This window comes from Rhodococcus sp. P14, from assembly GCF_000256505.1.
Lineage (GTDB): Bacteria > Actinomycetota > Actinomycetes > Mycobacteriales > Mycobacteriaceae > Rhodococcus > Rhodococcus ruber.
Genome location: NZ_AJFC01000043.1, coordinates 1 through 26,850 on the forward strand (window position 1 = coordinate 1; position 26,850 = coordinate 26,850).

Annotated in this window: 29 protein-coding genes and 3 pseudogenes; 13 read left to right on the plus strand and 19 right to left on the minus strand. The window is 69.4% G+C overall.

The window, feature by feature from the left end:
* Both OEY_RS27970 and OEY_RS0103130 read right to left on the minus strand, forming a co-directional pair.
* The coding region (locus OEY_RS27970; protein WP_010592489.1) for a twin-arginine translocation signal domain-containing protein at nt 1–199 on the minus strand (199 nt) is incomplete at its 3' end.
* Nucleotides 200–315: 116 nt separating this feature from the next.
* Nucleotides 316–1,260 (minus strand): winged helix-turn-helix domain-containing protein, encoded by a 945-nt coding sequence (locus OEY_RS0103130; protein WP_010592490.1) that lies wholly within the window; start codon nt 1,258–1,260, stop codon nt 316–318.
* Nucleotides 1,261–1,418: 158 nt separating this feature from the next.
* Here OEY_RS0103130 and OEY_RS0103135 point away from each other — a divergent pair, with 158 nt between their 5' ends.
* Nucleotides 1,419–1,985: a mismatch-specific DNA-glycosylase gene (locus OEY_RS0103135; protein WP_010592491.1), complete on the plus strand. Its 567-nt coding sequence runs from the start codon at nt 1,419–1,421 to the stop codon at nt 1,983–1,985.
* A gap of 19 nt (nt 1,986–2,004) precedes the next feature.
* On the opposite strand, the gene OEY_RS0103140 is transcribed toward OEY_RS0103135, so the two are convergent.
* On the minus strand, nt 2,005–2,340 hold the full coding sequence (locus OEY_RS0103140; protein WP_026137631.1) for a DUF1330 domain-containing protein: 336 nt from the start codon (nt 2,338–2,340) through the stop codon (nt 2,005–2,007).
* A 127-nt stretch (nt 2,341–2,467) separates the two neighbouring features.
* On the opposite strand from OEY_RS0103140, the gene OEY_RS0103145 reads away from it, so the two are divergent.
* Together OEY_RS0103145 and OEY_RS0103150 are read left to right on the plus strand one after the other, a co-directional pair.
* Entirely contained in the window at nt 2,468–3,259 is a 792-nt protein-coding gene (locus OEY_RS0103145; RefSeq protein WP_010592493.1) for a helix-turn-helix domain-containing protein, read from the plus strand.
* Between the two features lie 89 nt (nt 3,260–3,348).
* Nucleotides 3,349–3,564 carry a hypothetical protein gene (locus OEY_RS0103150; RefSeq protein ID WP_010592494.1) on the plus strand — a complete coding sequence of 72 codons (216 nt, stop codon included), beginning with the start codon at nt 3,349–3,351 and terminating at the stop codon, nt 3,562–3,564.
* 10 nt (nt 3,565–3,574) lie between these two features.
* Here the strand turns inward: OEY_RS0103150 and OEY_RS0103155 are convergent, their stop codons facing one another.
* Nucleotides 3,575–4,099: a 2'-5' RNA ligase family protein gene (locus OEY_RS0103155; protein WP_010592495.1), complete on the minus strand. Its 525-nt coding sequence runs from the start codon at nt 4,097–4,099 to the stop codon at nt 3,575–3,577.
* Between the two features lie 49 nt (nt 4,100–4,148).
* A complete protein-coding gene (locus OEY_RS0103160) occupies nt 4,149–4,904 on the minus strand; it encodes a CPBP family intramembrane glutamic endopeptidase (RefSeq protein ID WP_010592496.1) in 756 nt (251 codons plus the stop codon).
* Between the two features lie 267 nt (nt 4,905–5,171).
* Between OEY_RS0103160 and OEY_RS0103165 the strand changes: the two genes are divergently transcribed.
* Both OEY_RS0103165 and OEY_RS0103170 read left to right on the plus strand, forming a co-directional pair.
* Entirely contained in the window at nt 5,172–6,869 is a 1,698-nt protein-coding gene (locus tag OEY_RS0103165) for a fumarate hydratase (protein ID WP_010592497.1), read from the plus strand.
* Between the two features lie 101 nt (nt 6,870–6,970).
* Nucleotides 6,971–7,423 (plus strand): phosphatase domain-containing protein, encoded by a 453-nt coding sequence (locus tag OEY_RS0103170; protein ID WP_010592498.1) that lies wholly within the window; start codon nt 6,971–6,973, stop codon nt 7,421–7,423.
* Nucleotides 7,424–7,432: 9 nt separating this feature from the next.
* On the opposite strand, the gene OEY_RS0103175 is transcribed toward OEY_RS0103170, so the two are convergent.
* The 3 genes and pseudogenes from OEY_RS0103175 to OEY_RS27975 form a co-directional block, all read right to left on the minus strand.
* On the minus strand, nt 7,433–7,852 hold the full coding sequence (locus OEY_RS0103175) for a hypothetical protein (RefSeq protein WP_010592499.1): 420 nt from the start codon (nt 7,850–7,852) through the stop codon (nt 7,433–7,435).
* 92 nt (nt 7,853–7,944) lie between these two features.
* Nucleotides 7,945–8,334, minus strand: coding sequence for a hypothetical protein (locus OEY_RS0103180; RefSeq protein ID WP_010592500.1), 390 nt, complete (start codon nt 8,332–8,334; stop codon nt 7,945–7,947).
* Nucleotides 8,335–8,430: 96 nt separating this feature from the next.
* Nucleotides 8,431–8,887: pseudogene (locus tag OEY_RS27975) on the minus strand (carboxymuconolactone decarboxylase family protein).
* A gap of 75 nt (nt 8,888–8,962) precedes the next feature.
* Here OEY_RS27975 and OEY_RS0103190 point away from each other — a divergent pair.
* Nucleotides 8,963–9,890, plus strand: a pseudogene (locus OEY_RS0103190) (sigma-70 family RNA polymerase sigma factor).
* 68 nt (nt 9,891–9,958) lie between these two features.
* Here OEY_RS0103190 and OEY_RS0103195 read toward each other — a convergent pair.
* Entirely contained in the window at nt 9,959–11,053 is a 1,095-nt protein-coding gene (locus tag OEY_RS0103195; RefSeq protein WP_010592503.1) for a VOC family protein, read from the minus strand.
* 219 nt (nt 11,054–11,272) lie between these two features.
* Here OEY_RS0103195 and OEY_RS0103200 point away from each other — a divergent pair, with 219 nt between their 5' ends.
* The 5 genes from OEY_RS0103200 to OEY_RS0103220 all read left to right on the plus strand — a co-directional run bounded on the left by OEY_RS0103200 (nt 11,273) and on the right by OEY_RS0103220 (nt 16,030).
* Complete coding sequence (locus OEY_RS0103200) at nt 11,273–12,151, plus strand: acetaldehyde dehydrogenase (acetylating) (protein WP_010592504.1); 879 nt, start codon at nt 11,273–11,275, stop codon at nt 12,149–12,151.
* The gene (gene dmpG / locus OEY_RS0103205) at nt 12,148–13,209 is read left to right on the plus strand and encodes a 4-hydroxy-2-oxovalerate aldolase (RefSeq protein WP_010592505.1); all 1,062 of its coding nucleotides are present in this window, start codon (nt 12,148–12,150) and stop codon (nt 13,207–13,209) included. Before OEY_RS0103200 ends, dmpG begins: the two co-directional genes overlap by 4 nt.
* A gap of 15 nt (nt 13,210–13,224) precedes the next feature.
* The gene (locus tag OEY_RS0103210; protein ID WP_010592506.1) at nt 13,225–14,703 is read left to right on the plus strand and encodes an aldehyde dehydrogenase; all 1,479 of its coding nucleotides are present in this window, start codon (nt 13,225–13,227) and stop codon (nt 14,701–14,703) included.
* 112 nt (nt 14,704–14,815) lie between these two features.
* Nucleotides 14,816–15,568, plus strand: a complete 753-nt coding sequence (locus OEY_RS0103215; RefSeq protein ID WP_010592507.1) for an SDR family NAD(P)-dependent oxidoreductase — start codon at nt 14,816–14,818, stop codon at nt 15,566–15,568.
* Between the two features lie 33 nt (nt 15,569–15,601).
* Complete coding sequence (locus OEY_RS0103220; protein ID WP_010592508.1) at nt 15,602–16,030, plus strand: tautomerase family protein; 429 nt, start codon at nt 15,602–15,604, stop codon at nt 16,028–16,030.
* Between the two features lie 26 nt (nt 16,031–16,056).
* Here the strand turns inward: OEY_RS0103220 and OEY_RS31085 are convergent, their stop codons facing one another.
* The 4 genes and pseudogenes from OEY_RS31085 to OEY_RS0103240 all read right to left on the minus strand — a co-directional run bounded on the left by OEY_RS31085 (nt 16,057) and on the right by OEY_RS0103240 (nt 18,904).
* A complete protein-coding gene (locus OEY_RS31085; RefSeq protein WP_010592509.1) occupies nt 16,057–16,380 on the minus strand; it encodes a hypothetical protein in 324 nt (107 codons plus the stop codon).
* 91 nt (nt 16,381–16,471) lie between these two features.
* Nucleotides 16,472–16,771 (minus strand): annotated as a pseudogene (locus tag OEY_RS31445) (wax ester/triacylglycerol synthase domain-containing protein); the annotation flags it as partial.
* Between the two features lie 29 nt (nt 16,772–16,800).
* Nucleotides 16,801–17,328 carry an NADH-dependent flavin reductase gene (nphA, locus tag OEY_RS0103235; protein WP_192811057.1) on the minus strand — a complete coding sequence of 176 codons (528 nt, stop codon included), beginning with the start codon at nt 17,326–17,328 and terminating at the stop codon, nt 16,801–16,803.
* 13 nt (nt 17,329–17,341) lie between these two features.
* A complete protein-coding gene (locus OEY_RS0103240) occupies nt 17,342–18,904 on the minus strand; it encodes a 4-hydroxyphenylacetate 3-hydroxylase family protein (protein WP_010592511.1) in 1,563 nt (520 codons plus the stop codon).
* A gap of 209 nt (nt 18,905–19,113) precedes the next feature.
* Here OEY_RS0103240 and OEY_RS0103245 point away from each other — a divergent pair, with 209 nt between their 5' ends.
* Complete coding sequence (locus OEY_RS0103245) at nt 19,114–20,136, plus strand: AraC family transcriptional regulator (protein ID WP_010592512.1); 1,023 nt, start codon at nt 19,114–19,116, stop codon at nt 20,134–20,136.
* 53 nt (nt 20,137–20,189) lie between these two features.
* On the opposite strand, the gene OEY_RS0103250 is transcribed toward OEY_RS0103245, so the two are convergent.
* Both OEY_RS0103250 and OEY_RS0103255 read right to left on the minus strand, forming a co-directional pair.
* Nucleotides 20,190–21,218: an NADH:ubiquinone reductase (Na(+)-transporting) subunit F gene (locus OEY_RS0103250; protein ID WP_010592513.1), complete on the minus strand. Its 1,029-nt coding sequence runs from the start codon at nt 21,216–21,218 to the stop codon at nt 20,190–20,192.
* Between the two features lie 2 nt (nt 21,219–21,220).
* Entirely contained in the window at nt 21,221–22,435 is a 1,215-nt protein-coding gene (locus tag OEY_RS0103255) for a cytochrome P450 (protein WP_010592514.1), read from the minus strand.
* A gap of 132 nt (nt 22,436–22,567) precedes the next feature.
* Here OEY_RS0103255 and OEY_RS0103260 point away from each other — a divergent pair, with 132 nt between their 5' ends.
* Nucleotides 22,568–23,575, plus strand: a complete 1,008-nt coding sequence (locus tag OEY_RS0103260) for an AraC family transcriptional regulator (protein WP_010592515.1) — start codon at nt 22,568–22,570, stop codon at nt 23,573–23,575.
* A gap of 70 nt (nt 23,576–23,645) precedes the next feature.
* Here the strand turns inward: OEY_RS0103260 and OEY_RS0103265 are convergent, their stop codons facing one another.
* The 4 genes from OEY_RS0103265 to OEY_RS0103280 form a co-directional block, all read right to left on the minus strand.
* Complete coding sequence (locus OEY_RS0103265) at nt 23,646–24,911, minus strand: acyl-CoA dehydrogenase family protein (RefSeq protein WP_010592516.1); 1,266 nt, start codon at nt 24,909–24,911, stop codon at nt 23,646–23,648.
* Nucleotides 24,912–25,042: 131 nt separating this feature from the next.
* Nucleotides 25,043–25,240, minus strand: a complete 198-nt coding sequence (locus tag OEY_RS0103270) for a tautomerase family protein (RefSeq protein ID WP_010592517.1) — start codon at nt 25,238–25,240, stop codon at nt 25,043–25,045.
* 2 nt (nt 25,241–25,242) lie between these two features.
* Nucleotides 25,243–26,031: a 2-keto-4-pentenoate hydratase gene (locus OEY_RS0103275; protein ID WP_010592518.1), complete on the minus strand. Its 789-nt coding sequence runs from the start codon at nt 26,029–26,031 to the stop codon at nt 25,243–25,245.
* Nucleotides 26,028–26,822 (minus strand): 2-keto-4-pentenoate hydratase, encoded by a 795-nt coding sequence (locus OEY_RS0103280; protein ID WP_010592519.1) that lies wholly within the window; start codon nt 26,820–26,822, stop codon nt 26,028–26,030. The genes OEY_RS0103275 and OEY_RS0103280 overlap by 4 nt, the downstream gene beginning before the upstream one ends.
* Nucleotides 26,823–26,850 lie beyond the last annotated feature (28 nt).

The window sequence follows — 26,850 nt, forward strand, 5'->3', positions numbered from 1 at the left end:
GGTCCGAGACGTACCGGATGGCCCCGATGTGCCCGGCGGCACGGATCGACGACGGCGACGGCACCGCCGCCGAGTAGTCGACGATCGTGCCGAGCACCTCCCGGCCGTGCGCCACCCCGGGGGCGGCGACGGCCGAGATCCAGGCCGCGCACGAGCCGACGGCCGCATATCGCAACAGTTCCCGACGTGAAACGGCCATCGAACCTCGCTTGGACGAGCGTGCACGGAGGACAGGGTGTCGAGCCTCCGGTATTGCATCACACTCCCGGGTCCCGCGGGGGCACATCGGGATTCGCGGCCCGACGACGGGCGGGGCTAGCGGCCGCCGAGCTCGGCGAAGAAGGCCGGAACCAGAGCCACGTCCTCGACGGTGCGCACCGTGGTGTGGACCCCGAGACCGTGCTCCTTGAGCAGATCGCACAGCCCGTCGCCGTCGACGAGTTCGATGGGGGGCGCGCCGAGCCGGTGCGCCTCGGAGCGGGCGTCGTCGCCGAACGTGCCGGTGGTGACGAGCAGGCCCTTCTCACCGCGACCGGCCATCGCGGCGCGGAACTCGCGCACCACGTCCGCGCCCGCCCGCTCGGGGCCGCGCAGGAACCGGAAGAACACCGAGAAGCCGAGCAGCGACACCCGCAGCACGCCGGTGCCCTCCACGTCGACGTCGTTGTCGGAGCCGGTGTCGAGATGGCCACCGTGCGGCGGGACGGAGACGGTGGTGAATCCGGCGGCGCGGAGCACCGCGACGGCGAGCCGCTCGAACCCCTCGTCGGGGAGCTCGGCGACGGCGGCGAGCACGGGTTCGCGCCACAGCTCGGGATCCTCGGGGGCCGCCGTGAGAGGCACCACCTGCGCCCGCGACGACGCGTTGCGCACGAGTCGTTTGCGTCGCTTCTCCGCGGTGTAGGCCACCTGGAGCGGCTTGATCTCCGATTCCTGCACCGCGCGACCGCGGTCCGTGACGCTCCACACCCCGCGCCGGGTGTTGGCCAGCAGACCCATGCCCTTGAGATAGGTACGCGCCCAGCCGATCCGGTACTCGATCTCGGTGACCGGGCCGTCACCGTGCGGTACGGACCGCGCGGCCTCGGACAGACGCTCGCGCGCGACGACGGCCTTCTCGAGTTCCTCGATCGACGCCGAGCCGCCGAGCCCGATCAGCGCCTGCAGGGTGGGCCACAGCAGATCCGTGTACGGCGGTAGCGCCACCTCGCGGCCGGACGGGTCTTCGACGGGGTTACCGATCACGTTCCGGCGCTGCACACCTTCCCCTATCGTTTCGGCCCTGCTCGCCGCGGCTGTCCGGTCCCGCCACGACGCGCATTTCACCCTAGCCGATGACCGCGGAAGCGAGGGCGGCCGCACTCCTCGTGTCCGGGCGAGGCCGGACCGGGACGGCGCCGCTCGCTACCGTGGGACGGATGGGATTCACGCGCGCCGAACTCGAACGCTGCCGTGACGCGGTGGTGCCCGACCTGATCGGGCCGGGCTGCCGGCTGCTGTTCGTGGGCATCAATCCGGGACTGTGGACGGCCGCGACGGGTGCGCACTTCGCCCGGCCCGGGAACCGCTTCTACCCGGCCCTGCTGCGGGCCGGCATCCTGCTCCGGCCCGTCGACCCCACCTCCGGTATGAGCGAGGACGACAAGGCACACCTGCTCGAGCGCGGCGTCGGGATCACCAATCTCGCCCCCCGCGCCACCGCCCGCGCGGACGAACTCACGGCAGACGAGCTGCGGACCGGGGCCGCGCGACTGGCCGGGGTGGTGGCGCAGCACCGGCCGCGGGTGGTGGCCGTCGCCGGCATCACGGCGTACCGGTCGGCGTTCGGGCAGCGCAAGGCGGCCGCGGGGTTGCAGGAGGCGACGATCGGCGGGGTGCCGATATGGGTGGTGCCGAATCCGAGTGGCCTCAACGCCCACGAGACGGTCGACACCCTCGCCGAGGCGTATGCGGCGCCGGCCCGCGCGGCCGGGATCCTGCCCTGAGCCGGTAGGTCCGGGCCGCTCAGCGGTGCCCCACCTTGGTGAGATAGTCGCGCGCCCGGTAGCCCGGCGGGACACCCTCGACGAGGATGGCCGAACTGTCGGAGTGCTCGGTGCGCAGCGGCAGGATCTCCTGGTAGGCCGGCGACCGGTACCAGGCGCGGGCCTGCTCGATGTCGGGGAACTCGACGATCACGACGTGGCCGGGCCAGGGTCCCTCGTGGACCTCGGGTTCGACGCCGTGGACGAGGAATCTGCCCCCGTACGGCGTGAAGGTGTCGTCGATCTCCTCGATGTAGCGGACGATCTCGGGGCCGAAGTCGACGGAGCGCAGATGGGCGATCGCGTAGGCAGTCATGGGGTCCTCCGGGTCGGTCGGGTGCGACGGTGTGCCGCACACCGACGAGAGTGCCGGGCCGCGGTGCCCGAATCGATTACCCGGCAGGTAATGGCCGTCGTTCCCTTCCGCGCCTACCGTGACTTCCATGACCACCGTGCACGAGGAACCCGTCGGAGCACTGCTGCGGCACTGGCGTGAGCGTCGCGGCCTGAGCCAGCTCGCCCTCGCCAACCGGGCGCAGGTCTCGGCGCGGCACGTGAGTTTCCTCGAGACGGGCCGGTCCCGGCCGACGCGCGTCATGCTGCTGCGCCTGGCCGATCAGCTCGACATCCCGCTTCGGGAGCGCAACTCGCTGCTGCTCGCGGCGGGTCTGGCGCCCGCGTACCCGGAGCACCGTCTCGGGGACGTGCCGATGGCCGCGGTGGCCGATGCGATCGAGCGGATCCTGCGGTCGCACCGCCCGTATCCCGCGCTGGTGGTGGACCGGCACTGGACGATGGTCGACGCCAACGACGCCGTCATGGGCTTGCTGGGCGGATGCGACCCGCGGCTGCTCGAGCCCCCGGTGAACGTGCTGCGGGTGACGCTGCACCCGGACGGGATGGCGCCGCGCATCGTCAATCACGGCCAGTGGCGGGCGCACCTGCTGACCCGACTGCGACATCAGCTCGCCGCGACGGGCGACCCGGTGCTGCGCCGGCTGCACGCCGAACTGGCCGACTACCCCTGCGACGACGGGCACGACGCCGAGCTCGATCCGACCGGCGCCCACGCCCTGGTGGTGCCGCTGCGGCTGCGCACCGACGACGGCGAGCTGTCCCTGCTGAGCACGACGACGCTGTTCGGCACGCCGTTGGATGTCACCGTCGCGGAACTGGCGATCGAGGCGTTCTACCCGGCCGACGAGGCCACCCGACGGGTGCTGGGAGGCCGATGATCCGGATCGGCGAACCGGTGCCGCACGGGCACTGTCGGGAGTAACGTCCGCCCCGAGACCTGTCCCGTCCCACACCGGAGGCATCGATCATGAGCAGGACGAAGTGGTGGGTACTCGAGGGCCCGGACAGCGGGTTCTCCCTCGAGGAGCGAGCGACGGGAGACCTCGTCCTCGTCAATACGCAGACCTCGGAGGAACACACCCTGCACGGCTACGTGTGGAAGCACGCCCCGCACTTCGGGGTGCAGATCATGGGCGAGGGCCCGCCGCCGTACGGCAAGTGGGTGGAGAACCCCGAGGAGTGAGCACCGCCGGTCACGGGACGCGGCGCAGCGGCCGCCGCTCCCCCGTCGTGGTGTCGATCAGCGCCGCGCCGGACACGACCGTCTCGAGGGGCAGCACGTCGTAGACGACCGCGGCCACCCGCGGCAGGTCCTCCAGCCGGGCTCGGGGGCTGAGGGTCAGATGCGGGGTCCATACGCCCGGCCGGTAGTGCTTGTGCAGGTCCGCGCCGACGGCGGTGACGGTGTCCACCACGCGCTGCTGACGGCGCAGGAGGTCGGCGGTGGGTGCCGGCGAGAGCCAGACCCGTCCGCGCCGGAAGGCCCCCAGCGCGTCGGAGTAGAGGGTCAGCGGTCCACCGTCGGGGAGCGTCGCGAGCGCGGCCGTCACGTCCTCGACGTCGTAGCTGCGCAACACCGCGTACGACAGGTGCGGCACGTGCCGGCCGTGGGTATGGGTGAGCAGCGTCGGCACCCCGAGGTCTTCGAGCCGGGCCCACAGTTGCTGCAGGGCGCGCCGGGCGGCGGCGTCGAAGACCAGGCAGACCGCGAGTGCCATCAGCGCACGGTACCGCGGGCGCCGGCGGGCCGGCGGCCGGTTCGGGCGGTCAGTTCAGGGTGGCGTGCCAGACCAGCGCCGCGGCCAGCGCCCCGGCACCGTTGAGGGACCAGTGCAGGGCGATCGGGGCGATCAGGCTTCCGCTGCGGCGGCGCAGCCAGGTGAAGACGAACCCGGCAGCGGCGGTGGCCAGGACCGCTCCGGCGATGCCCAGCACCTGCCCCCACAGGCCGCCGCCGAGGATGCCGCTCAGGCCGCGATTGCCGTTCGTGAGCCCGAGGGACGAGGCGATGTGCCACAGGCCGAACAGCAGCGACCCGGCGGCGAACACTCCGCGCGCACCGGAGACGCGTTCGAGCGTGCCGTGCAGCACGCCGCGGAACGCGAGTTCCTCGGGGATGACCGTCTGCAGTGGAATCACGATCATCGAGGCGAGGAGCGCGCCGGAGATCGTGGCGTAGCGGTCCGACAGGAAGAACTGCCGCGTGAGCGGCAACGCCACCCCCACGGCGATCACGGCCAGCACGACCCCGACGGCGGCCAGGGCGTAGAGGGAACCCGAGCGCCAGTGGCGCGGCGAGAGCCCGAGTTCGGACCAGCGCATGCCACGACGGCGCATCAGCGCGACGAGCACCAGCGCCGCAGCGGGCACCGTCGCGATGCTGGCCCACACGGTGGTGAAGTGCGCGATCAGGTTGGTGGCGACGAGGACGATCACCACGACGGCGACGTCGAACCAGGCATGGAAGCCGCGGAGCGATCCGCGGTGGGCAGGTGCCGTCGTCGGCAGGGTCTCCGCAGTCATGTGTTCTCGAACCCCCGCTGTCGGGTCTGTCGGAACCGATCGAGTACCCGTTCCTGCACTGTACGAACCATCCGTACCAGTGTACGGATTCCGTGCCGGAGCGACCGTGACCGGCGGCACACCGGCGACCGATTTTGGCAGTGATGCAGGTCACGATGGGCGCGGAGGCGGTTTGCGTCACACGCCCCGGCGTCGGAGCGTCCCGTTGCCGGGACTAACCTTGTCCCGAACATCAGCCCCGCTGTCCAGGACAGTTCAGGAGAAGAAATGGCCGACTTCCTCTACGAGGACCTGCTGCCGATCGGGGAAGACCCCACCGAGTACCGGCTGCTGACCACCGAGGGGGTGTCGACCGTCGAAGGCCCGGGCGGCCGCACCTTCCTGCAGGTCGAGCCCGAGGCGCTGCGCCTGCTCACCGAGACCGCGCTGCACGACATCCAGCACTATCTGCGGGCGGATCACCTGAAGCAGCTCGCGAGCATCCTCGACGACCCGGAGGCGTCGGACAACGACAAGTTCGTCGCCCTGGACCTCCTGAAGAACGCCCACATCGCCGCCGCCGGAGTGCTGCCGATGTGCCAGGACACCGGAACCGCGATCGTCATGGGCAAGCGCGGTCAGCACGTCCTCACCCCCGGCGACGACGAGGAAGCGATCGCCCGCGGCGTGTACGACGCCTACACCCGGCTCAACCTGCGGTACTCGCAGAACGCTCCCCTCACCATGTGGGAGGAGAAGAACACCGGCTCGAACCTGCCGGCGCAGATCGAGCTCTATGCCGACACCGCGGCCGGCCACGAGAACGCCTACAAGTTCCTGTTCATGGCCAAGGGTGGTGGTTCGGCCAACAAGTCGTACCTGTACCAGGAGACGAAGGCGATCCTGAACCCGGACTCGATGATGCAGTTCCTCGAGGCCAAGATCCGCTCGCTCGGCACGGCCGCGTGCCCCCCGTACCACCTCGCCATCGTGGTGGGCGGGACCTCGGCCGAGTTCGCCCTCAAGACCGCGAAGTACGCCTCGGCCCACTACCTCGACGAGCTGCCCACCGAGGGTGCGATCACCGGCCGCGGCTTCCGCGACCTCGAACTCGAGAAGAAGGTCTTCGAGCTGACGCAGAAGATCGGCATCGGTGCGCAGTTCGGCGGCAAGTACTTCTGCCACGACGTGCGCGTGATCCGGCTGCCGCGGCACGGCGCGTCGCTGCCGGTGGCGCTGGCGGTGTCCTGCTCGGCCGACCGGCAGGCGAAGGCCAAGATCACCCCGGAGGGGGTGTTCCTCGAGCAGCTCGAGTTCGATCCCGGCCGCTTCCTGCCCGAGATCACCGACGCGCAGCTCGACGCCGAGACCGAGGGCGTGTCGGGCACCGGCAAGGGCGCCGCGGTGAAGATCGACCTGACGCGGCCGATGCCGGAGATCCTCGCCGAACTGTCCAAGCATCCCGTCAAGACCCGGCTGTCCCTCACGGGCCCGCTCGTCGTCGCCCGCGACATCGCGCACGCGAAGATCAAGGAACGTCTGGACGCGGGCGAGGGCATGCCGCAGTACCTGAAGGACCACCCCGTGTACTACGCCGGCCCGGCCAAGACGCCGGACGGCATGGCCTCCGGTTCGTTCGGTCCCACCACCGCGGGCCGGATGGACTCCTATGTCGAGCAGTTCCAGGCCGCGGGCGGTTCGATGGTCATGCTCGCCAAGGGCAACCGCTCGCAGCAGGTCACCGACGCCTGCAAGAACCACGGCGGTTTCTATCTCGGCTCCATCGGGGGACCCGCCGCGCGCCTCGCCCTGGACTGCATCAAGAAGGTCGAGGTTCTCGAGTACCCGGAACTGGGTATGGAAGCAGTGTGGAAGATCGAGGTCGAGGACTTCCCGGCGTTCATCGTCGTCGACGACAAGGGCAACGACTTCTTCGCCGGCACCGGCGAGGTCACCCTGACGATCGGCAAGCGCCCCGGGCTGTGACAGGCGGCTGCGCCGCCGGTGCGTCCTTTGGGCGGTCCCAGCAGCCCAAAGGACGCACCGGGGCGCGGCGACAGGGGCGGCACCGACCAGGGGCCGAGCCGGTGCCCTACCCGGCGCCGTACGTGCCGGATCCGACGCTGCCCCCGGCGTGGATCGTCGACATCGACGGCACGCTCGCCCACATGAGCGACCGCAGCCCCTACCACTGGCACCGCGTGGGCGAGGATTCGCTCTCCCCCGCCGTGATGGCCGCGGTGACGGCGTTCGCCGCCTCGCCGGAGAAGCCGGCGATCGTGCTCGTCTCCGGGCGCGACGGGGTGTGCCGGCCCGAGACCGAGCAGTGGCTGGCCGAGCATCGGGTGCCCTACACCGAACTGCACATGCGCACGCCCGGCGACAGTCGCAAGGACTCCATCGTCAAGGCCGAGCTGTTCGACCGGTTCGTCCGGCACCGGTACCGGGTCGTCGCCGTCCTCGACGATCGTGACCAGGTGGTGCGGATGTGGCGGCGAATGGGACTGGTGTGTTTCCAGGTGGCCGAGGGTGACTTCTGACCCGGTCCGTCAGGACTTCGGCGGGCCGGTTTCCGGTTCGTCGGTGGGGGGATACCGAAGCAGCGTCTGCTGCAACCGCGCCCACTGGTGGGCCAGCCCCTGCAGGGGCGCCAGCGACTTCTCGACCACCTCCAACTGACGGTCGAACGCCGACAGTTGCGCCTGCAGCGCCTGCACCGACTTCCGCTGCGCGTGCAGCTGCTCGACGAGGGCGTCGAACTCGGTGAAGACGGGCGGGGCCAGCTCCATCACCTCCCGGAGCGACGCGAGCATCCGGTCGGCAGGCCTGGACAGGGGGTCGGGAATCGACCCGAGGGCGTCGCTCCCGATCGATGCGACCTCGTCGGCCACCGCGCGGGTTCTCTCGAGCAACTCCTCCATCGCGGACCCGAGCAGTCCGAATCGACGCGTCTCGCCGTCCTCCGCCATCGTTACCCCTCTCCGCCATCACTACGGTTCGGTCCCGATCCGATCATGCACCCCGGGACGCGACCCGGCAGCCGAACATCGTAGGGGCGCCCTCAGGCAGCGCGGGCGTCGGTGCGCGAGAGGACGGCGGGCGCCTGAGCGACGAGACCCTGCAGGAACCGGACGATGGTGTCGGGCGAGGGATCGGCGGCCGGGGTCAGCATCGCGCACAGCCGCCGGTAGCTGTCGGTGTCGAGTTCGGGCTGCGCCCGGAACTGGGCCGTGAGTGGGACAGTGAACACGACTGTCCGGTCCTGCGAGCGGATTTCGAGCGTCGGCCCACCCACGGACGCGATCAGCCGGACCTCGAACCGGTTCGCGCCCGTGGTGTGCACGAAGCCCACGGCGCGCACGTTGGCGCGGGCCATCTGCCGGTACAGCGGCCGCAACCCGCCGAGGACCATCGACGGCAGCGCGACGGCACGGGAATCGACGGCATACATGAGCGCACTTCCTTTCGTTCCGGGCGCCGCAGCACGACACTCCGGGATGTTATCTGGAATCATTCCAAAATATCTGCCGGAGGGCAACGCCCGTCGTCACCACTGCGCGCCGGCCACCTGCTCGACCGTCGCGTCGAGCCGGTTGCACACGTTGATCAGCGAGATCTGCAGGATCAGCGCCGCCAGTTGCGGCTCGTCGTAGTGGCGGGCGGCCTCGTCCCAGACGTCGTCGGGCACCGGGTCGGGCCGGTCCGCGAGCCGGGTCACCGCCTCCCGTCAGCGCCAGGGCCGCCCGCTCGCCATCGGTGAAGTACGGCGCCTCGCGCCACGCCGCCACCGCGAACAGCCGTTTGTCGGTCTCCCCGTCCTTCTTGGCCAGCCGCGGGTGCATGTCCACACAGACGCTGCATCCGTTGATCTGGCTTGCCCGCAGATGCACGAGGTGGGTGGTGCGCGCCGGCAGTCCGCCACCGTCGGCGGCGTTCCCCAGTGCCTGCAACGCCGTCACCGCGTCGGGCAGAACAAGCGCGGGATTCGTCATTCGAGCCTTCATGATCGTCTCCTTGTCACATCCGGGGTCGTGCGTTCGTCACAGCCATGACGGATCCCGACGACAGAATGTGACGACATGAGCGACGGAAACTTCTCGGCCCACCCCGGCGGCGCCTTCCCCGCCGAACAGTTCGAGGCACATCGGGACCGTCTGCGGGCAGTGGCCTTCCGCATGCTCGGCTCGGCGAGCGAGGCCGACGACGCCGTGCAGGAGGCCTGGCTGCGTCTGCACCGCTCCGGCACCGACGAGGTCGCCAACCTGGGAGGCTGGCTGACGACGGTGGTGAGCCGGGTGTGCCTGGACATGCTGCGCTCGCGGGGCTCGCGCCGGGAGGTCCCCCTCGATGCCCGATCGTCCCGAACCTCGGTCGACGGACCCGCGCGACGTTCCGGAAAGCGCTGCACTGCTGGCCGATTCGGTCGGGGTGGCATTGCTCGTCGTGCTCGACACCCTCGCCCCGGCCGAACGCCTTGCGTTCGTGCTGCACGACCTGTTCGCCGTCCCCTTCGACGAGATCGCCCCGATCGTGGAACGCTCCCCCGCCGCCACCCGCCAGCTCGCGAGCCGAGCGCGGCGGCGCATCCAGGGCGCGACCGCTCCACGGGCCGACCTGATGCGCCGCCGTCGCCTCGTCGATGCGTTCCTCGCCGCGTCGCGGGAGGGGCGGTTCGACGACCTGCTGGCCCTGCTCGATCCGGGTGTGATCCTCCGCGCGGACGACATCGCCGTGGCGACGGCCCGTGCCGGCGCGGCTCACGGCGCACCGGCGCTCGCGCGCGAGCTTCACGGCCCCCACAGCGTCGCAGAGGTTTTCGACGGCCGCGCCCAGGCCGCCCGGGCAGTGCTCGTCGACGGAATGCCCGGCGCCGCATGGGCGCCGGGCGGCCGTCCGCGCACGGTGTTCGCCTTCACGATCGAGGACGACGCGATCGTCGAGATCGAGGTGGTGTCGGATCCCGAGCAGCTCGCGGCGCTCGAGGTGACGTTCCCGGACGCCGGCTGACACGCGGGTGCGCACCTCTCGTCGTGGCACGCCGGAAGACGGTGCAGGAGGTGCGCACCCGCCAGGACTCAGACCGGGGAGCCGGACACCGCGCGGGAGTGATCGATGTCGTCCGGGATCGTCTGCTCCGCGGCGAGCACCTCGGGGTCCTCGACAGGAGCGCCCGGGCCGAAGTGCGAGAACTTCTCGATGTGCTGATCGAGTGCGAGCGGGTTCGGGGTGCCGTAGGTGAAGTAGGTTTCCCACGGCAGCTTGGCCCCACCGACCGCGAGGCCGGTGTCGATGTCGGCCATCTGCCACGTCTTCGTCTCGGCGTCCGGATCGAGATGCAGGTAACCGGCCTCGCCGAACAGCTCGACGCGGTTGCCGCCGGGCTCGAACACGTAGAGGAACTGCCCCTGCGTGATGCCGTGCTTGTCGGGACCTGCCTCGATCTGAATGTCGTAGTCCCGGAACATCTCGACCGCGTCTGCGAGGTGCTGGCCGGTGCCGTAGTAGAACGCGAGGTGGTGGAGCTTGCCGTGTCCGCCGGTCATGTCACGCATGCAGGCGACCTCGTGACCGAGCAGGTTCGAACTCATCCAGGCGCCGATCTCCACGCCGCCGTCCACCACGCGTTCGGTCGTGCGGAATCCGAGGTGCCGCTCGAACGAGTCCTTCACCGCGGTCACGTCGGAGGACATGAGGTTCAGGTGATCGATCCGCTTGACCGGAATACCCTGGAGCGGCTTCTTCGACGGACGCGACAGGATCTTGCTCTGCAGCTCCTGCGGGGCGACGTACTTCTCGACCTCCCACAGCAACTGCAGGTTGTGGCCGTCCGGGGACTGGAATTCGAAGGTCTTTCCGTAGCCGAACTGATCCTCGCTCCATTTGCCCTCCACGTTGCCCTGCTTCAGGGACGCGACGCGGCGTTCGAGAGCTTCCGACGAGCTGGCGCGCAGCGCAGCATGGCCCATGCCGGGCTCCTGAGCCTCGGTGACCTTCAGGCTCCACTGGTAGGGATCCTCGTACCCGCGCAGGTAGACGGACTGTCCTTCCCGGTGCGTGACGTACATGCCGAGGAACTTCGTGAAGAAGTCGAGGGTTTCCTGAGGCCTCGGGGTGAACAGCTCCGCGCGGGCGAGGTGCGCGATGTCGAAACGGGCGGTCGTGTCCGTCATGATCTCTCCTGATCTGCGCTGGCCGGCGAGGATACCGGCTGTGCTCTTCGTCACGAGCGTGCGCGCACCTCGAGTCCGCTGTGCACGTCGTTCGGAATAGCCGAATCGCCACTCGGGGCATCGGTCCCGCGTTCGAGACCTCCGGACGAGGGGCCGACAAGGGGACCTTCCGCCCTAGCGTGGTCCGCATCACCCCCGAGTTGAGGGAAGGCCCCACAGATGAGTCGTTTGAAAGCCGCGATCGTCGGTTCCGGGAACATCGGCACGGATCTGATGTACAAGCTGCTGCGGTCCGAGCATGTCGAGCCGGTGTACATGGTGGGCATCGACCCGTCCAGCGAGGGACTCGAACGGGCCCGGCAGGCGGGCCTGGAGGCGTCCGCCGAGGGCGTGGACTGGCTGCTGAGCCGCCCCGAACTCCCTGACGTCGTGTTCGAGGCCACCTCGGCAAAGGTGCACGCCGCAACGGCGCCCCGCTACGCGGAGGCGGGAATCAAGGCGATCGACCTGACGCCCGCGTCGGTGGGCCCGTACGTCGTGCCGGCCGTCAACCTCACCGAGCACCTGGACGCGCCGAACGTGAACATGGTCAGCTGCGCCGGGCAGGCCACCATCCCGATCCTGTATGCGATCAACGAGGTCGCCGACGCCTCGTACGGCGAGATCGTGGCGGCCATCGCGTCGAAGAGCGCGGGCCCCGGCACCCGTCAGAACCTCAGCGAATTCAGCGAGAAGACCGGCCGGGCACTCGCGCAGGTCGCCGGCGCGGACCGCGCCAAGGCCATCTCGGTGATCAACCCGGCCGAACCGCCGATGAACATGCGCGACACCGTCTACGCCAAGGTCCGCAACCCCGACCCGGACGCGATCGAACGCGCCGTGATCGACATGGTTGCCAGGGTGCAGCAGTACGTCCCCGGTTACACCCTGCGGCTCGTCGACGTCGACGGCGACCTCGTCACCGTCATGCTCGAGGTCGTCGGCGCCGGCGACTTCCTGCCCACCTACGCCGGAAACCTCGACATCATCACCGCCGCCGCCGTACAGGTCGCCGACGTCCTGGCGCAGCGCAACCTCGTCCAGGGAGCAGCCCAGTGAGCACCACCGACGCCGCCACCCACACCGGGCGCCGCAAGGTCACCCTCGTCGACACCACCCTGCGCGACGGCATGTCGTCGGTCTCGCACCGATTCACCCCCGAGAACGTCGCCGACATCGCCCGCGGCCTCGACCGGGCCGGCATCCCCACCATCGAGGTGGCCCACGGCATCGGCCTCGGCGCCTCCTCGATCCAGTACGGCTTCGCCGCCGCCACCGACCCCGAGTACGTACGCGCCGCCGTCGACGCCGTCGACAATGCGGACATCGCAGTGCTGTACGTCCCGGGCATCGCCACCCTCGCCGAACTGAAGTCCGCGATCGACGCCGGCATCAAGACCGTGCGCGTCGCGGTGCACTGCACCGAGGCCGACTGCGCCCAGCAGCCCGTCGAGTGGGCCAAGGAGCAGGGCCTGAACGTGATGACGTTCCTGATGATGAGCCACAAACTCGACCCGGAGCCGCTCGCCGAGCAGGCCGCCAAGCTCGACTCCTACGGCGCCGATGTCGTCTACGTGGTCGACTCCGCCGGCGCGATGGTGCCCCGGCACGCCGGTGAGCGCGTCGCGGCCCTGCGACAGGAGATCTCCGCCGACATCGGTTTCCACGCCCACAACAATCTCGGAGTGGGCATCGCCAACGCGCTCACCGCCGCCGAGAACGGCGCGACGTTCATCGACGGGTCCCTGCGCGGGCTCGGCGCCAGCGCCGGCAACGCACAGACCGAGGTGCTCGCCGCCGCGTTCGAGCGGGCCGGCTGGGATACCGCCGTCGACCTGTTCCCGCTGATCGACACCGCCGAGCACGTCGTCGCGCCGCTGATGACCGACCCGCAGATCATCGACGAGACCGCGCTGATCCTGGGCTACGCCGGGGTGTACTCGACCTTCTTCCACCCCACCAAGCGGGCCGCGAAGAAGTTCGGCATCTCCACCCGCGAGATCCTGCTCGAACTCGGGCGCCGCGGCGTCATCGGCGGCCAGGAGGACATGATCGTCGACGTCGCCTCCGAACTGGCCGGCCGCACCTACGAGCTCCCGGCCCGCGCCGGAGTCTGACACAGGGAGACTGCCATGACACAGACCCAGAACCCGCCATCGGTCACGCAGGTCCGTCACCTGATCGGCGGCGAATGGAAGCAGGCGTCGGACGGGGCCACCTTCGAATCCCGCGACCCGCACGACGGTGCGCTACTCGGGATCGTACCCGCGGGCACGGCCGAGGACGGTGCCGCGGCGATCACCGCCGCCCGCAGTGCGTTCGACGACGGCCCGTGGCCGCTGCTGTCCCCGAAGGAGCGCGCGAAGATCCTGCACGCGGTCGCCGACACGGTCGACGCCCACCGAGAGGAACTCGCCCTGCTCGAGACCCGCGACGGCGGCAAGAGCATCAATCAGTCCCTGCACGCCGAGATCCCGCGGGTGGCACACAATCTGCGCTTCTTCGCCGACTACGTCGCGATGGCCGCGAACGAGGCATACCCGGACGGGGACCTGCTGTCGTACGTGCTCTACCCACCGGCCGGTGTCGTCTCGGCGATCAGCCCGTGGAACGCGCCGCTGATGCTCGCCACGTGGAAGATCGCTCCCGCCTTGGCATTCGGAAATACCGCTGTTCTCAAGCCCGCGCCGCAGACCCCGCTGACCGCGCACCGCTTCGCCGAGCTCGCCCTCGAGGCCGGGCTGCCCGAGGGGGTGCTCAACGTCGTGCACGGGTTCGGCGGTGAGGCCGTCGCCGGGCCGCTGACCTCGGATCCGCGGGTGGATCGGATCACCTTCACCGGCTCGAGCGCCACGGGCGTGAAGATCCTGCAGGCCGCCGCGGCCCATCACACCCCGGTCTCCGCGGAGATGGGCGGCAAGTCCGCGAACATCGTCTTCGCCGACGCCGACCTCGACGTCGCCGTGCCGATGGCGATCCGGGCGATCTTCGGCGGCAACGGGCAGGTGTGCCTGGCCGGTTCCCGCCTTCTGGTGCACAACAGCATCATGGACGAGTTCCTCGCCCGGTTCACCGAGGAGGCGGACAAGCTCACCGTCGGCGACCCGAAGGACCCGGCCAACTTCCTGGGCCCGCTCATCGAGCAGCGCCACCTCGACAAGGTGCACGGCTACGTCGAACTCGCCCAGGAGGAAGGCGGCAAGGTCGTCACCGGTGGTGCCCGCCTGACCGACGACGCCCGCGCCGCCGGGTTCTACTACCCGCCCACCGTCGTCACCGGGCTGACAAACGACTCCCGCACCGCACGGGAGGAGATCTTCGGCCCGGTCGAGACCGTCCTCGGATTCGATACCGAGGAGGAAGCGCTGCGCATCGCCAACGACTCCCCCTACGGTCTCGCCGGAATGCTGTTCACCCAGAACCTCGACCGCGCCCACCGGATGGCCGCCCGCTGGAAGGCCGGCACCGTGTGGATCAACTGCTTCTTCGAGCGCGACCTGCGCCTGCCGTTCGGTGGCGAGGGCGCCAGCGGCCTGGGACGCGAGGGCGGGCAGTACTCCCGCGACTTCTTCACCGAGCCGCGGGCAGTCACCCTCCGGCTGCGCGGCTGAAACGGAGCAACGGATACGCACGCCGAATCGGAATCCGCCCACGACCATGTCTGGGCGAGTTCCGATTTCGCGTCTCGATTGCGGCCACACCCACGAATCAAGGAGCACAGACATGGCCTCACCCGCACTGTGCGTCGTCGTCGGCGCAACCGGCGCGATGGGCACCGAGTTCACCCGGCGCCTGGTCCGGCGCGGGATGCGCGTCGTCGCGGTCGCCCGAAATGCCGAGGACCTCGACAAGCTCGCGACCGAGGGCGATCTGATCGTTCCGTGTGTCGCCGACATCGCCGACGACAGTGCCATCGGCGCGATCGCCGCCCGTCTCGACGCGCCCGTGCGCCTGGCCGTGTTCGCGGCCGGGCTGCCGGTGCGCGGCTCGGCCGACACCATCGCACCGGGGGACCTCGCGGTAGGCGCGAATATCAAGGTGGGCGGACTGGTGCGGCTGCTGCACGCCGTCCGGGACCACCTCGTACCGGGCTCGCGTTTCGTGACGATCGCCGGTTCGCTCGGACTCGAACCCGGCCCGCTCGACGCCGGGCCGGGGACGGTGAACGCCGCAGTCTTCAATCTCATGCGCCAGCTCAGCGCACTCTACGGCCCGAGCGGCGTCACCACCCACACCATCGCACCGGGACCCGTCGACACTCCACGGCTGCGGAAGTTCGTCGAGACCGAGGCCGCCGAGACCGGGCGCGACCCCGGCGAGATCTGGGATCGCTATCGCGCCGCGACCACGCTCGGCCGCCTACCGACGCTCGACGAGATCGGCTGGACTCTGGAGATGCTCCTCGCTCCCGAGGCCGCCGTGCTGCACGGAAGCGTCCTCAACGTCGACGGCGGGACCCGGCACGGAGTCCAGTAATCCTGTACCCCGAAGCGTCACGAAGGAGCATCCATGCCCGTTGCACACTTCCACCTCGTCGACGGCGCCTACACCGCCGGGCAACGACGTCGTCTGCTCGCCGACGCGAGTCGCTGTTATGCGGAGGTCCTCGACTCCCCGATCGAGCGGGTGCGGGCGTTCGTCGTCCGGTACGACCCCGACGACGTCGCGACGTCCGGCACGGTGATCGCCGACGGCGGCACCCCGGCCCCCTACTTCACCGCGATCGTCCTGGCCGGACGCCCCATCGCGCAGCGGCAGGAGCTGGCAGCGCGTTTCACCGATCTGATCGTCGAGATTCTCGGGGCGCCGAGGGAGTCGGTGCGTGGCCGGATCGTGGAGGCGGACCCAGTGAACTGGTTCATCGCAGGCGACCCCGCCGCCGCCGCCCGCGCCGACGAGGTCGCGGCACGGGCGGCAACCACACAGCGGGCGCGCTGATCGCCGGCACCTGAGCGAATGTGCCGTCACGTCGGTCTACCCGACACCACGGCACATTCGCTCGGGCGTCCGCCGCGCAGCACTCGCGGCGTCTCCTCCATCCCGCGAGCCACCACGTCCACTTCGGGACACACGACACTGTCGCCGACGACGGTGATCGTGAACCGCCCCGCGTACGAGAACGCGCCCGCACCGAGGCTGGTGTTGCCCACCGGAAGCCGAACGATCATCTGACCGAGCAGGCTTCCGCGGGCCGGCCCCGACTGCTGCCCGTGCAGTGAGACGGGGACGACCGCCCGCAGCACGACGTCGTCGGCCGGTTCGCCCCGGCGACACAGCAGTTCGCGCAAGCCCCCCGGCGAAGACCGAGAGCAGCACATCGTCGATCTTCTCCTCGTGCCGAGGCGGCGCGGGCGTCAGCGGCACGTCCGGGGCGGCGTCGAGGAGCACGCCGAGCATCGCCACCCCCGCCGGGCCGTCGGCGATCACATGGTGGACCCGCAGGTAGACCGCATGTGAATGCTCTCCGAGCCCCGGGATCACCCACAGCTCCCACAGCGGCCGTGACCGGTCGAGCGGGCGCCGCCGGATCGATTCGACCACCGGGAACAACTCCCCGCCCCGTCCCGCTGCGACCGCCCGGATGCGCCCACCTGGCGTCGCGTCCCTCCTGCGAACCAGATGTCCGCAGACAGGGCACGGAGGGATGCCGTCGGATACGCGGGAGGGTGGCCGCGACACCCGCCGCGGCCACCCCCGCTCTACCTCGATCAGAAGCCCCAGGGGTCGTCCCTGCCCTGCAACTCGAGCGACCGGAAACTGCCGGTGTAGAACACCAGGGGGTGCCCGTCGTCGTACCAGAGCTGCTCCACCCGGCCCACGTGCAGCGTGTGGTCACCCGCGGGATGGGAGTCGACCACCGTGCACGCGAGGTGCACCAGCGCGCCCTCGAGGAGGGGCACTTCCTTCCGCCACACGAACCGGACCAGATCCGGCTGGTGTGCCGCACCGGCGAAGTGCAGGGACAACGGTTCCTGGTCCCCGGCGAGGATCGAGATCCCGTACCTACCGGTCTCCCGGATCCGCTCGTTCATCCTGGCGCGGTTGGCGATCGACACGAGCACGAGCGGCGGGTCGAGCGACACCGAGGTGAAGGCGTTGGCGGTCATCCCGTGCACCGAAGCCTCGTCCTCGCACTCGGCGGTGGTGACGATGGTGACGCCGCTCGCGAACCGCCCAAGCGCTTTTCGCATATGTTGTGGAGTGACCTCGAGATCGGCCACAGCAGTGCTCCTCATCGTCTCGCTCCGTTCAGCCCCGGACGATCTTCAGATCGTCGTTGCCGATCAGATCGGGGCGCGTCCAGCCGTCGACGTCGTACTCGGACATGCACTGCTCGGCGAAGCCCTTGAGCTGGTTGTCCAGGCCCTGGGCCTGGTAGGCGAACAGCGTCTGGAAGCGCACGGCCTCGTGGTCACCGCCGTAGTTGCGCTCGTACAACTCGTGCCGGCCGCCGAACTCGGTGCCGACGGCATCCCAGAGCAGCTTGAGCAGCTTGACACGGTCGATGGCCGCGATGCCGTTCGACCCGCGCACGTACTGGTCGAGGTACGGCCGGATGTCGGGGTTGCCCCAGTCGCTCGCATGGGAATTCAGGTAGATCAGACCGCTGCCGAGAGTCTGCTGGATGATCTCCTTGATCCGCGGATAGCCCACACCCATGAAGGTCCGATACGCCAGGCCGTAGTTCAGGTTCGGTTGCACGGCCCCGCCCACCCACGGATCGGGCGTCTTCGCCATCGCGTCGGACAGTCCCCAGAACATGTCGCGCCAGTTGAGGATCTCGCCGACCTGCATCTGCACCCCGCGGAATCCGGCCGAGCCGGTCATCTCCACCGCCTTCATCACACAGCCGGCGATGAAGTCGAGCTTCACGGCGAGACGGGCGCAACCGTGAAACATGAAGCGCGACATGAACCCGGATTTCATGACGAACCCGTTGGTCGTCTCGGCGTCGTAGGCGAAGACGTTCTCCCACGGCACCAGCACCCGGTCGAACACCATGATCGCGTCGTTCTCGTCGAATCGGCTCGACAGCGGGTAGTCGAACGGCGTACCCATGACGGCGGCGTTCATCTCGTAGGACGTACGACAGAACAACTTCAGCCCCGGTGAATCCATCGGAACGGTGAAGATCAGGCCGAACTCCTTCTTGCGGAGCGGCAGGCCGTAGTGCGCGATGAAGTTGGCATTCGTGATCGCCGAACCGGTCGCCACCACCTTCGCGCCCGACACGATCAGACCCGCGTCGGTTTCCTCGACCACGTGCACGCAGATGTCGGCGGTCTCGTCGGCGGGCTTGTCGCGGTCGATCGGCGGGTTGACGATCGCGTGGTTGAGGTAGAGCACCCGCTCCTGGGACTTCTTGTACCAGTCGAGGGCGTTCTGCTTGTACTCGCCGTAGAAGTCGGCGTTGGCTCCGAGGGTGCCGAGGAACGACGCCTTGTAGTCGGGCGAGCGGCCCAGCCAGCCGTACACCTCGCGCTGCCACGTGGCGATCGCGTCGCGGGCGAGGAGCAGGTCGTCGGCGCTGCGTGCCGTCTTGAAGAACGGATGGGTGAAGCCACCGTTGCCGGTGTCGGTCGGCACTGTGAGGATGCCCTTCGCCTCCGGCTTGTGCATCGCGTCGTACATCCGTGCCACCGACCGAACCGAATTTCGGAAGGCCGGGTGCGTGGTGACGTCGTCGACCCGCTCACCACGGAAGTACACCTCGCGACCGTCGCGCAGCGACTCGATGTACTCCTCGCCCGTCATGGGACGGACGGTGTTGGGTGCTCCCACGGCGTCGCCGATGATCGCTGATGTCGTCATGATGTTCACTCCTGGTCTCGGGCGGTGGAGAGTCGTTTCGGGGACCGGCGGGATCGACCGGCGTCGCGCTGCGACGCGGTCGGCACCGATTGCGTTGCCCTGATTGGGGATCCGCTCTCGGATGTCGCCTTCGGCGCGATGTCGGGATATCGTTCCGGACGCCAAGTCCCTGTGATCTGGAACACTAGAAGGCGGAGGTCTGCTGGAACATGGCTGAGCGCGAACAATCGGGTGACTCCGCGCGCAACGGAGCGGCGCCCGCCCTCGTGTCCCTACGCACGCGGGAGCTCGACACCCGCGAAGGCCGCACACAGTGGGCGAGCACCCTCGAGCTGCTGTACGGCGAGATGGACGTGGCGTGGCCCGATCCGCGGCAGCACTTCGACGCCGAGTGGGGTGGACGGCCCTTCGGGGACCTGCACATCAGCACGATCCGCGCCGACGCCCACACCGTGGTGCGGTCCCCCGAGATGATCGCCTCGGACAACTGGGCGGGCTACCTCGTGTGCATCGTGACCGAGGGCCGCGTCGAGGTGCAGCAGTCCGGTCGAGCCACCGTTCTCGAGCGCGGGGGATTCGCGCTGCTGGACTGCTCCGCACCGTTCGTCTTCCACTCCCCCGCGCCGTTCCGGCAGATCGTGGTGCGGTCCCCCGCCGAGCTGCTCACCTCACGTCTACCCGGCCGGATCGTCGAGCACGGCACCGCCCGGTCGATCGGCGGCGACACCGGGGCCGGCGAACTGGTCGGCCGATTCTTCGTCGACCTCTCGACCACGACGGCGCCGATCTCGCCGGGGGCCGCCGTGTCGTTCGCCTCCTCGGCCGTCGACATGCTGGCCACCGCGCTCGCGGAGGGACCGCTCGCGACCAGCGCCTCGCAACTGCATCGCACCGAGGACCTCACCCGCGTCCAGCGGGTCATCGAACAGAAACTGCACGATCCCGAGCTCACGCTGTCGGACGTCGCGGCCGACGCCGGGATGTCGTTGCGTAACGTGCAGAAACTGTTCAGCGCGGCCGGGATCACCCCCCGGGCATGGCTGTACCAGGCCCGCCTCGAACGCGCGCGGAAGTACCTGCTGACGACCGAGATGTCCGTCGCGGAGGTCAGCGAATGCGCGGGTTTCCGGGACGTCTCCCACTTCAGCAGGACGTTCCGCGCCTCCTTCGGCTCCAGCCCCGGTCAGTACCGCAAGGGAAGAACCGACCGCCCACCGGGCCACCGGCACTGACGGCGAACGGCCGGGTGCCCGGGACGAACCCGAACACCCGGCCGCAGAACCGGTCACGTCGGCGACAGCACCGGCGGCGCGGCGCCGACGGTGAACTCCTCCTTGAATATCGACCGGGGCGCCATGCGACGCCGTTTGAGCGCCTTGACCGCCGCGGCGACCATGGCGGGTGGTCCGCACAGGTACGCGCTGCGCCCCCGGCAACTGGCGAAGTCGTCGAGCACGACGTCGGTGACCATGCCGGTCGCGCCGTCCCACTGCTCCTCGCTGAGCACGGGGTGGTAGCGGAATCGGGAATCGGCAGCCTCGAGTGCCCGGAAGAAGTCCACGTCGTACAGATCCGCCTGCCCGCGCCCTCCGTGGTACAGGTCGATGCTCGGGACGAGATCGCTGGAGAGAGCATGGCGCACAATCGACTTCAAGGGGGCTAGTCCCGTCCCGCCGCCGATCAGGATGGCCGGTTCCTCCTGGGGGTGAACCAGGGCGAACTGCCCCAGCGGCCCGCGCAACTCGATCCGGTCTCCCGGGCGAAGCGAGCCGAAGATCCACCCCTCCGTCGCGAGCCCACCGTCGACCTTCTTGATGTGGAACTCGAGCCGGCGCGACTCGGACGGCGGATTGGCCATCGAATATTGGCGTGCCACCACGGAACCCGGCACAACCAGCTCGGCGTACTGGCCGGCGGAGAATTCCATCGGCTCGTCCAGCTCCACGACGAGCCGGCGGGTGCACCGGGCGATGTCGGTCAGCTCGAGCACGGTGCCGGCGTGATCGCGCAACGGATGCCTCGGGCCGACCGGCGCAGTCTCGCTCAACGGCGCGACGGTCAGATCGGTGCGCGGGCTCGCCTGGCAGGCCAGCGCGAGCCCGCTCGCACGCTCCGTCTCGGAAAGGACCGTATCGTCCACCCGCCCGTGGTCCACCTCCCCGCACAGCACGCGGATCTTGCAGGTGCCACACGTGCCCTGCGAGCAGGCATGCGGGAGCCACCGGTTCTCCCGTAGCGCGGATTCGAGGATGGAGCGGTCCGCTGCGGCACGAAAGGGCTGCTCGCCGTCCGAGACGGTCACCGAATGTTCCACTGTCACACCTCCCACCGCACACGCAATCCCTGCGGGCCGCGGAAGGTCCAGCCCCAGAAGTCCGGCGTGTGGTCGAGATCGGGCTCGATGTTCGGGATCGTCTCGAACAGCTCCTCGAGCGCGATGCGGACGATCGCGGTGCCGAGGTAGGTTCCGGCACAGGCATGGTTGCCGGAGCCGAACGCGAGATGCGGCATGACCGGCCGATCCACGTCGTAGGCGTCCGGGTTCTCCCAGGCGGTCTCGTCCCGGTTCGCCGAGCCGTAGGCGAGTATCACGGGTGTACCCGCAGGCAGGTCGACACCGCCGATCGTGACATCGTGGTTCGCGACCTTCACCGCAGCGCTCCAGATCGGCGCCACCCACCGAGCGCCCTCGTTGATCGCGCGCGGCACGAGGGTCGGATCGTCGACGACCCGTTCGAGCTGGTCGGGGTGCTGCAGCAGGCCCGCCAGGGTGGTCGTCATGACGTGGCCCGGCTCCTGCAGAGCACCGAGCAGGAACACGTAGATGTTCGGGTAGATCTCGGCGCGATCGCGCACCTGTCCCTCGGGCATCCCGTCGTGCAGCCAGTGCGAGATGAGGGTGTGGTCGGGGTGGGCGGTCCAGTGGTCGAGCATGGGGTCGACTGTCGCGACGATCTCCTCCTTGACCCTGTCACCGGCCTCGAAGGGTGCCGGATCTGCGAAGTTGCCGTGCTCGTCGACCGCGGCGTTGCCGTAGGACAGGGCGAGCGTCTGGAACCAGCGCACGAGCGTCTCGGACGGGACGTCCGTCAGGCCCATGAGGTCGCCGACGGCGCGGACGCTGACCGGCGCGAAGTATGCCTCCTGGATGTCGGCGGCTCCGAGGTCTTCGATGCGCTCGAGGATCCGCTGCGCCTGCGGCCGGACCAGGGCCTCGACATAGGTGTCGACGGCGGCGGGACGCAGTTGCGGATCGATCCACTCCCGGATCCTGCGGTGCTGCTCGCCGTTGGAGTCGAGAACCGTTCCCTTGCCGAACGTCCGGCCTCCCGAGGGGGCGATCACGGTGGACCACGCCTGCGGGTCCTGCGTGATCTGCAGGCACAACTCGCGGGTCGCCACGACGTGCATCCCCACTGCGGGCACATACGCGACCGGGGCTTCACGGCGGAGGCGCTCATAGATCGGATTCGGGTCGCGATCCAGTTCCTCCATGGTGATCTCGTCGATCCAGGTGTGGGTGGTGGTCATGATGTCGTTCTCCTGTCGTCGGCTCGTCCGGAGGCGACGGTCGAGGGTCGCGCAGACGGTGCGTCTCGCGGTATCGTCCGCCCGCCGAGTTCCTGTGATCTGGAACACTAGGAGGAGGAGGTGAGCAGGAACATGACCGACAGTGCACCGAAGGATGACTCCCCGTGCACCGCGGAGGCCGGTCGACCGGTGGCGCTGAGCGTTCGTGAACTCGAATCCGCCGAAGGCCGTGCGCGGTGGGCGGATACGCTCGACCGGACCTACTGCGAGATGGACGTCGACTGGTCCCGATCGAACGACCGGTTTGCTGCCGATCTGGTCGCTCGCCCGATCGGCGACGTGATCGTGAGCGTGGTGCGCGCCGATCCGCACACGGTGGTGCGGACCCCCGCGATGATCGATTCGGATCCCAACGACGATTTCCTGCTGTGCCTCATCACTCAGGGTTCCGCCACCCTGACGCAGGGGCCGCGGACGGCGATCCTCGAGAACGGCGCCTTCGGCGTCGTGGACTCGTCGACGCCGTTCGTCGTCGACGGCACAACCGAATTCGAGCAGATCGTACTGCGGGCGCCGCGCCGGCAGCTCACGTCCCGACTGCCGCTCGACGCGGTGGAGAGCGTGACGGGCCACGGCATTTCGGGGCAGACCGGCATCGGGCGACTGGTGTCGCGTTTTCTGGTCGACGTGGCCGCCACCGAAACCCCCCTGTCCGGTGGAACCTCGGATTCTGTGGCCGCCGCGGCGCTTGACCTGCTCGTCACCGCGATCAGCGACCGGGTGACTCCGCTGAACGCCACGAAGCGGGCGCACGCGGACGACCTGCGCAAGGTCCAGGCCACCATGGCCCGGTACCTGCACGATCCCGATCACACGCTCGCCGAGATCGGCATGGAACTGGGAATGTCGCTGCGCTACATCCACAAACTGTTCAGCACGGCGGGAACCACTCCCCGCACGTGGCTGTACGAGGTGCGACTCGGCCGCGCCCGAACGATGCTGCTGGAAACCGATCTCACCGTCACTGCGATCAGTGTCCACGTCGGGTTCCGGGACGTATCGCATTTCAGCCGCGCGTTCCGTCGCCGGTTCGGCTCCAGCCCTGCACATTTCCGCCTGAACCCCGCCGTGCGCGGGTAGTCGTCACCGGCGAGGGCCGGCCGTCCACGCTCGCACGAGCGACGACCAGCCCCCACAGAACTGCCGAAACCTATCCGGTGTGGTCCCGCCCGAAAATCTGCCGGGCGAGCACCCATTTCTGAATCTCGTTGGCTCCCTCGTAGATCTCGCCGATCTTGCTGTCCCGGTAGATCGCCTCGACCGGGCCTTCGGTGTCGTCGGCACCGAGGGACTGCACGAATCCGAGTCCGCCGAACGCCTGCACGGCATCCCGGGCGATGCGCGCCGCCAGGTCGGTTCCGCGCAGCTTTGCCATCGCCGCTTCGGGCTCGGGAAAGTGTTCCCCCGCGTCGAGCCGGAGCGCCGCTTTCAGGTACAGGCTACGGGCGGACTCGAGATCTGCCGCGTAGTCGGCCATCACGAACTGCCAATGCTGTTTGGAGGCCAGCGAACCACCGAACGCGTGCCGCGACTTCAGATGCGCGACGGTCCGGTCGAAGGCGGCCTGCGCCATGCCGACGCCGGCGGCGCCGATTCCGATGCGGCCGTAGGTGAGTGTCCGGAGCGCGACGCGCAGGCCACCGCCGACCCGCCCGAGCACCGATTCCGGCCCGAGCGGAACACGGTCGAGGATCACGTCGGCCGTGATCTGCCCGCGGTTGCCGAGTTTGCGGTCGGGTGTGCCGACGGTGACGCCCGGTGCGGTGGTGGGAACGATGAAGGTGGTGAGGCTGTCGCCGGTCCGGGCGAGCACGACGACGACACCGGCGACGACCGAATTGGTGATCCACCGCTTGCGGCCGGTGAGCACCCACCCGTCGCCGTCCGGGCTCGCGACGGTCTGCACCGCCTCGGGAGACAGATCGCTCGAGGCACCGGGCTCGCTCGTCGCGAACGATCCGACGATCTCCCCGTCGACGACGGCACGCAGCCATCGGCGCCGTTGCTCCTCGGTGCCCTGGTCCAGTGCCGTGCCGGCGAGGATGCAATGGACGTCGTAGATCGCGGCGACGCTGTTGGAGTAGTACGCCAGTTCCTCGACGGCCACTGCGGTGGCCGTGGCGCGGTGCGTGAGTCCGTCGCCACCGACATCCGCGGTGAAGGGAAGGCGGAACAGACCGTTCGAGGCCATGGCCTCGAACGCGTCCCGGGGGAACCCGTCGAGGCGCTCGTCCCCGCCGGCGATCCGGCCGGCGATCGGCGAGACAGCCCGAGCGGCGAAGTCCCGGACGCGGTCGCGCACCTGTTGCACCTCCGGTGGCGAAAGCAGGTCGTGGTACATCCGGTCCGCCACCCGTTCGCAGCCGGGCTCGGGCTCGGCAACCAGGGTGAGGGCGCGCTGTGGGTTCGACGTCATCGGGTTCTCCAGGGGACGCAGGGGATGGTGTCTCCCTTGTGTATCCCGCTTCCCCGCCCCGATGCGGCTCGATCACGATGCTCGACGTCGTCGCCGGCCGGCGCTGTCGCAGTCCGGGATATCCGGACCGTTCAGGCCCGTGTCTCACGCTCGGCGATCGTCACATCGCCTGCGGCGAAGTGTGTCTTCGGCGTCTCCCGCAGCACCACCCGGATGTTGGGCAGCGGCGCGTCCAGGGCCCGGTGCGCCGCCTGGGTCAGTTCGTGGATCAGCCTCCGGAGCTCGTCCGGGCTGCGCCCCTCCGCGATCGTCACGTCGATGAGCGGCATCGTCAGCCTCCCGCCACGGTGACGGTGCCGAGGGTGGTGAAGTGCGCGGCGATGCGCGCCCCCGGCTGCACCGGCACGGCGTCGGTCATGCCGCCGGTGAGCACCACCCACCCTGCCTCGATGGCGAGTCCCCGCTCGGCCAGGGTGTTCACGGCGAAGGCCAGCGCCTCCGCGGGATGTCCGTGTACCGCAGCGCCCGTTGCCGAATCCACCACCTCGCCGTCGATCTCGAGCAGACACGCCTCGAGGGCGAGATCGAGATCCTCCGGCGCGCGGCCGACCGGACCGGTCACGTACCGTCCGGACGAGTTGTTGTCCGCGACGGCGTCCATCATCGAGAACTGGTAGCCGGAGAAGCGGCTGTCGATGATCTCGATCGCGCCGACCACGTGCTCCACCGCGGCCAGTGCGGTCGCGGCCGAGACGCCCGGCCCCTCGAGCCTGCGGCCCATGACGAACGCGATCTCCGGCTCCGCGCGAGCGTGGATCATCTTCTCGCGCGGGACAGGCTCGCCGATCGGCAGGATCATCCTGTCCGTGAGCCACGCGGTGGACGGCGAGTCCACGCCCACCTGCCGTTGCTTTGCCTTAGACGTGACCCCGAGCTTCACGCCGGTGAGCCGCTCGCCGCGGGCGAGCCGCATGCGCAACGCGATGTCCTGCGCGGCGTACGCGGTCCCCAGGTCCAGTCCGTCCCATTCCGCGAGGATCGACGTCTGCGGGGTCGCCGTGTCCTCCGCCCGCAGAAGCACGTCGGCGACGCGGGCCGCGCTCCACGACTGGTCGCTCATTTCTCGTCCTTTCCGCCGAGCACGGCGGTGACGCTGCCGAGCCCGCTGATGTTCGCCACGATGGAGTTGCCCGCCGCCACGGGAAACGCCCTGGTCATGGAGCCGGGAAGCACCACATGCCCCGGTTCGAGGGTGACCCCGAGCGGGCCGACCGTGTTGGCCAGCCACACCAGCGCGTTGAGCGGGGACCCGAGGACGGCTCCGCCGGCTCCCGTCGCCATGAGTTCACCGCCTATGTGGAGTGTGCATCCGATCAGCCTCAGGTCGACGTCACCGAGGGAGACCGGCCGGCTCCCCAGGATCACGCCGCCGGACGAGGCGTTGTCCGCGATGGTGTCGAAGATGCCGATCTTCCAGTCCCGGATCCGCGAGTCGACGATCTCGAGTGCGGGCAGCACGAAGTCCACGGCCCGCGCAGCTTCGGCGGCGGTGACGCCCGGACCGGCCAGCGGCCTGCCGAGCACGAACGCCACCTCGGGCTCGATCCGCGGCTGCAGGAAGCGGCCGGCGGGGATCGGCTGATGCTCGAGGTGGAACATGCTCGCGGTCAGATGCCCGAAATCGGGTTGATCGACACCCATCTGCCGCTGGATCGCGCGGGAGGCCAAGCCCACCTTGTGGCCCTTGACGACATCGCCGGCCAGCGTCCACTGCTCGACCTGCAGCTGTTGGATCCGGTAGGCGAGTTCGATCGACGCGTCGGGATGATCGGGGGTGAGCGGATCGATCGGCTCCCCCGTGCGATACACCTCGAGCAGTCGGTCTGCGGCCTTGTGGGCGGCGGTGTCCATGGCTCCTCTTTTTCGCTTGTCGTGTTCG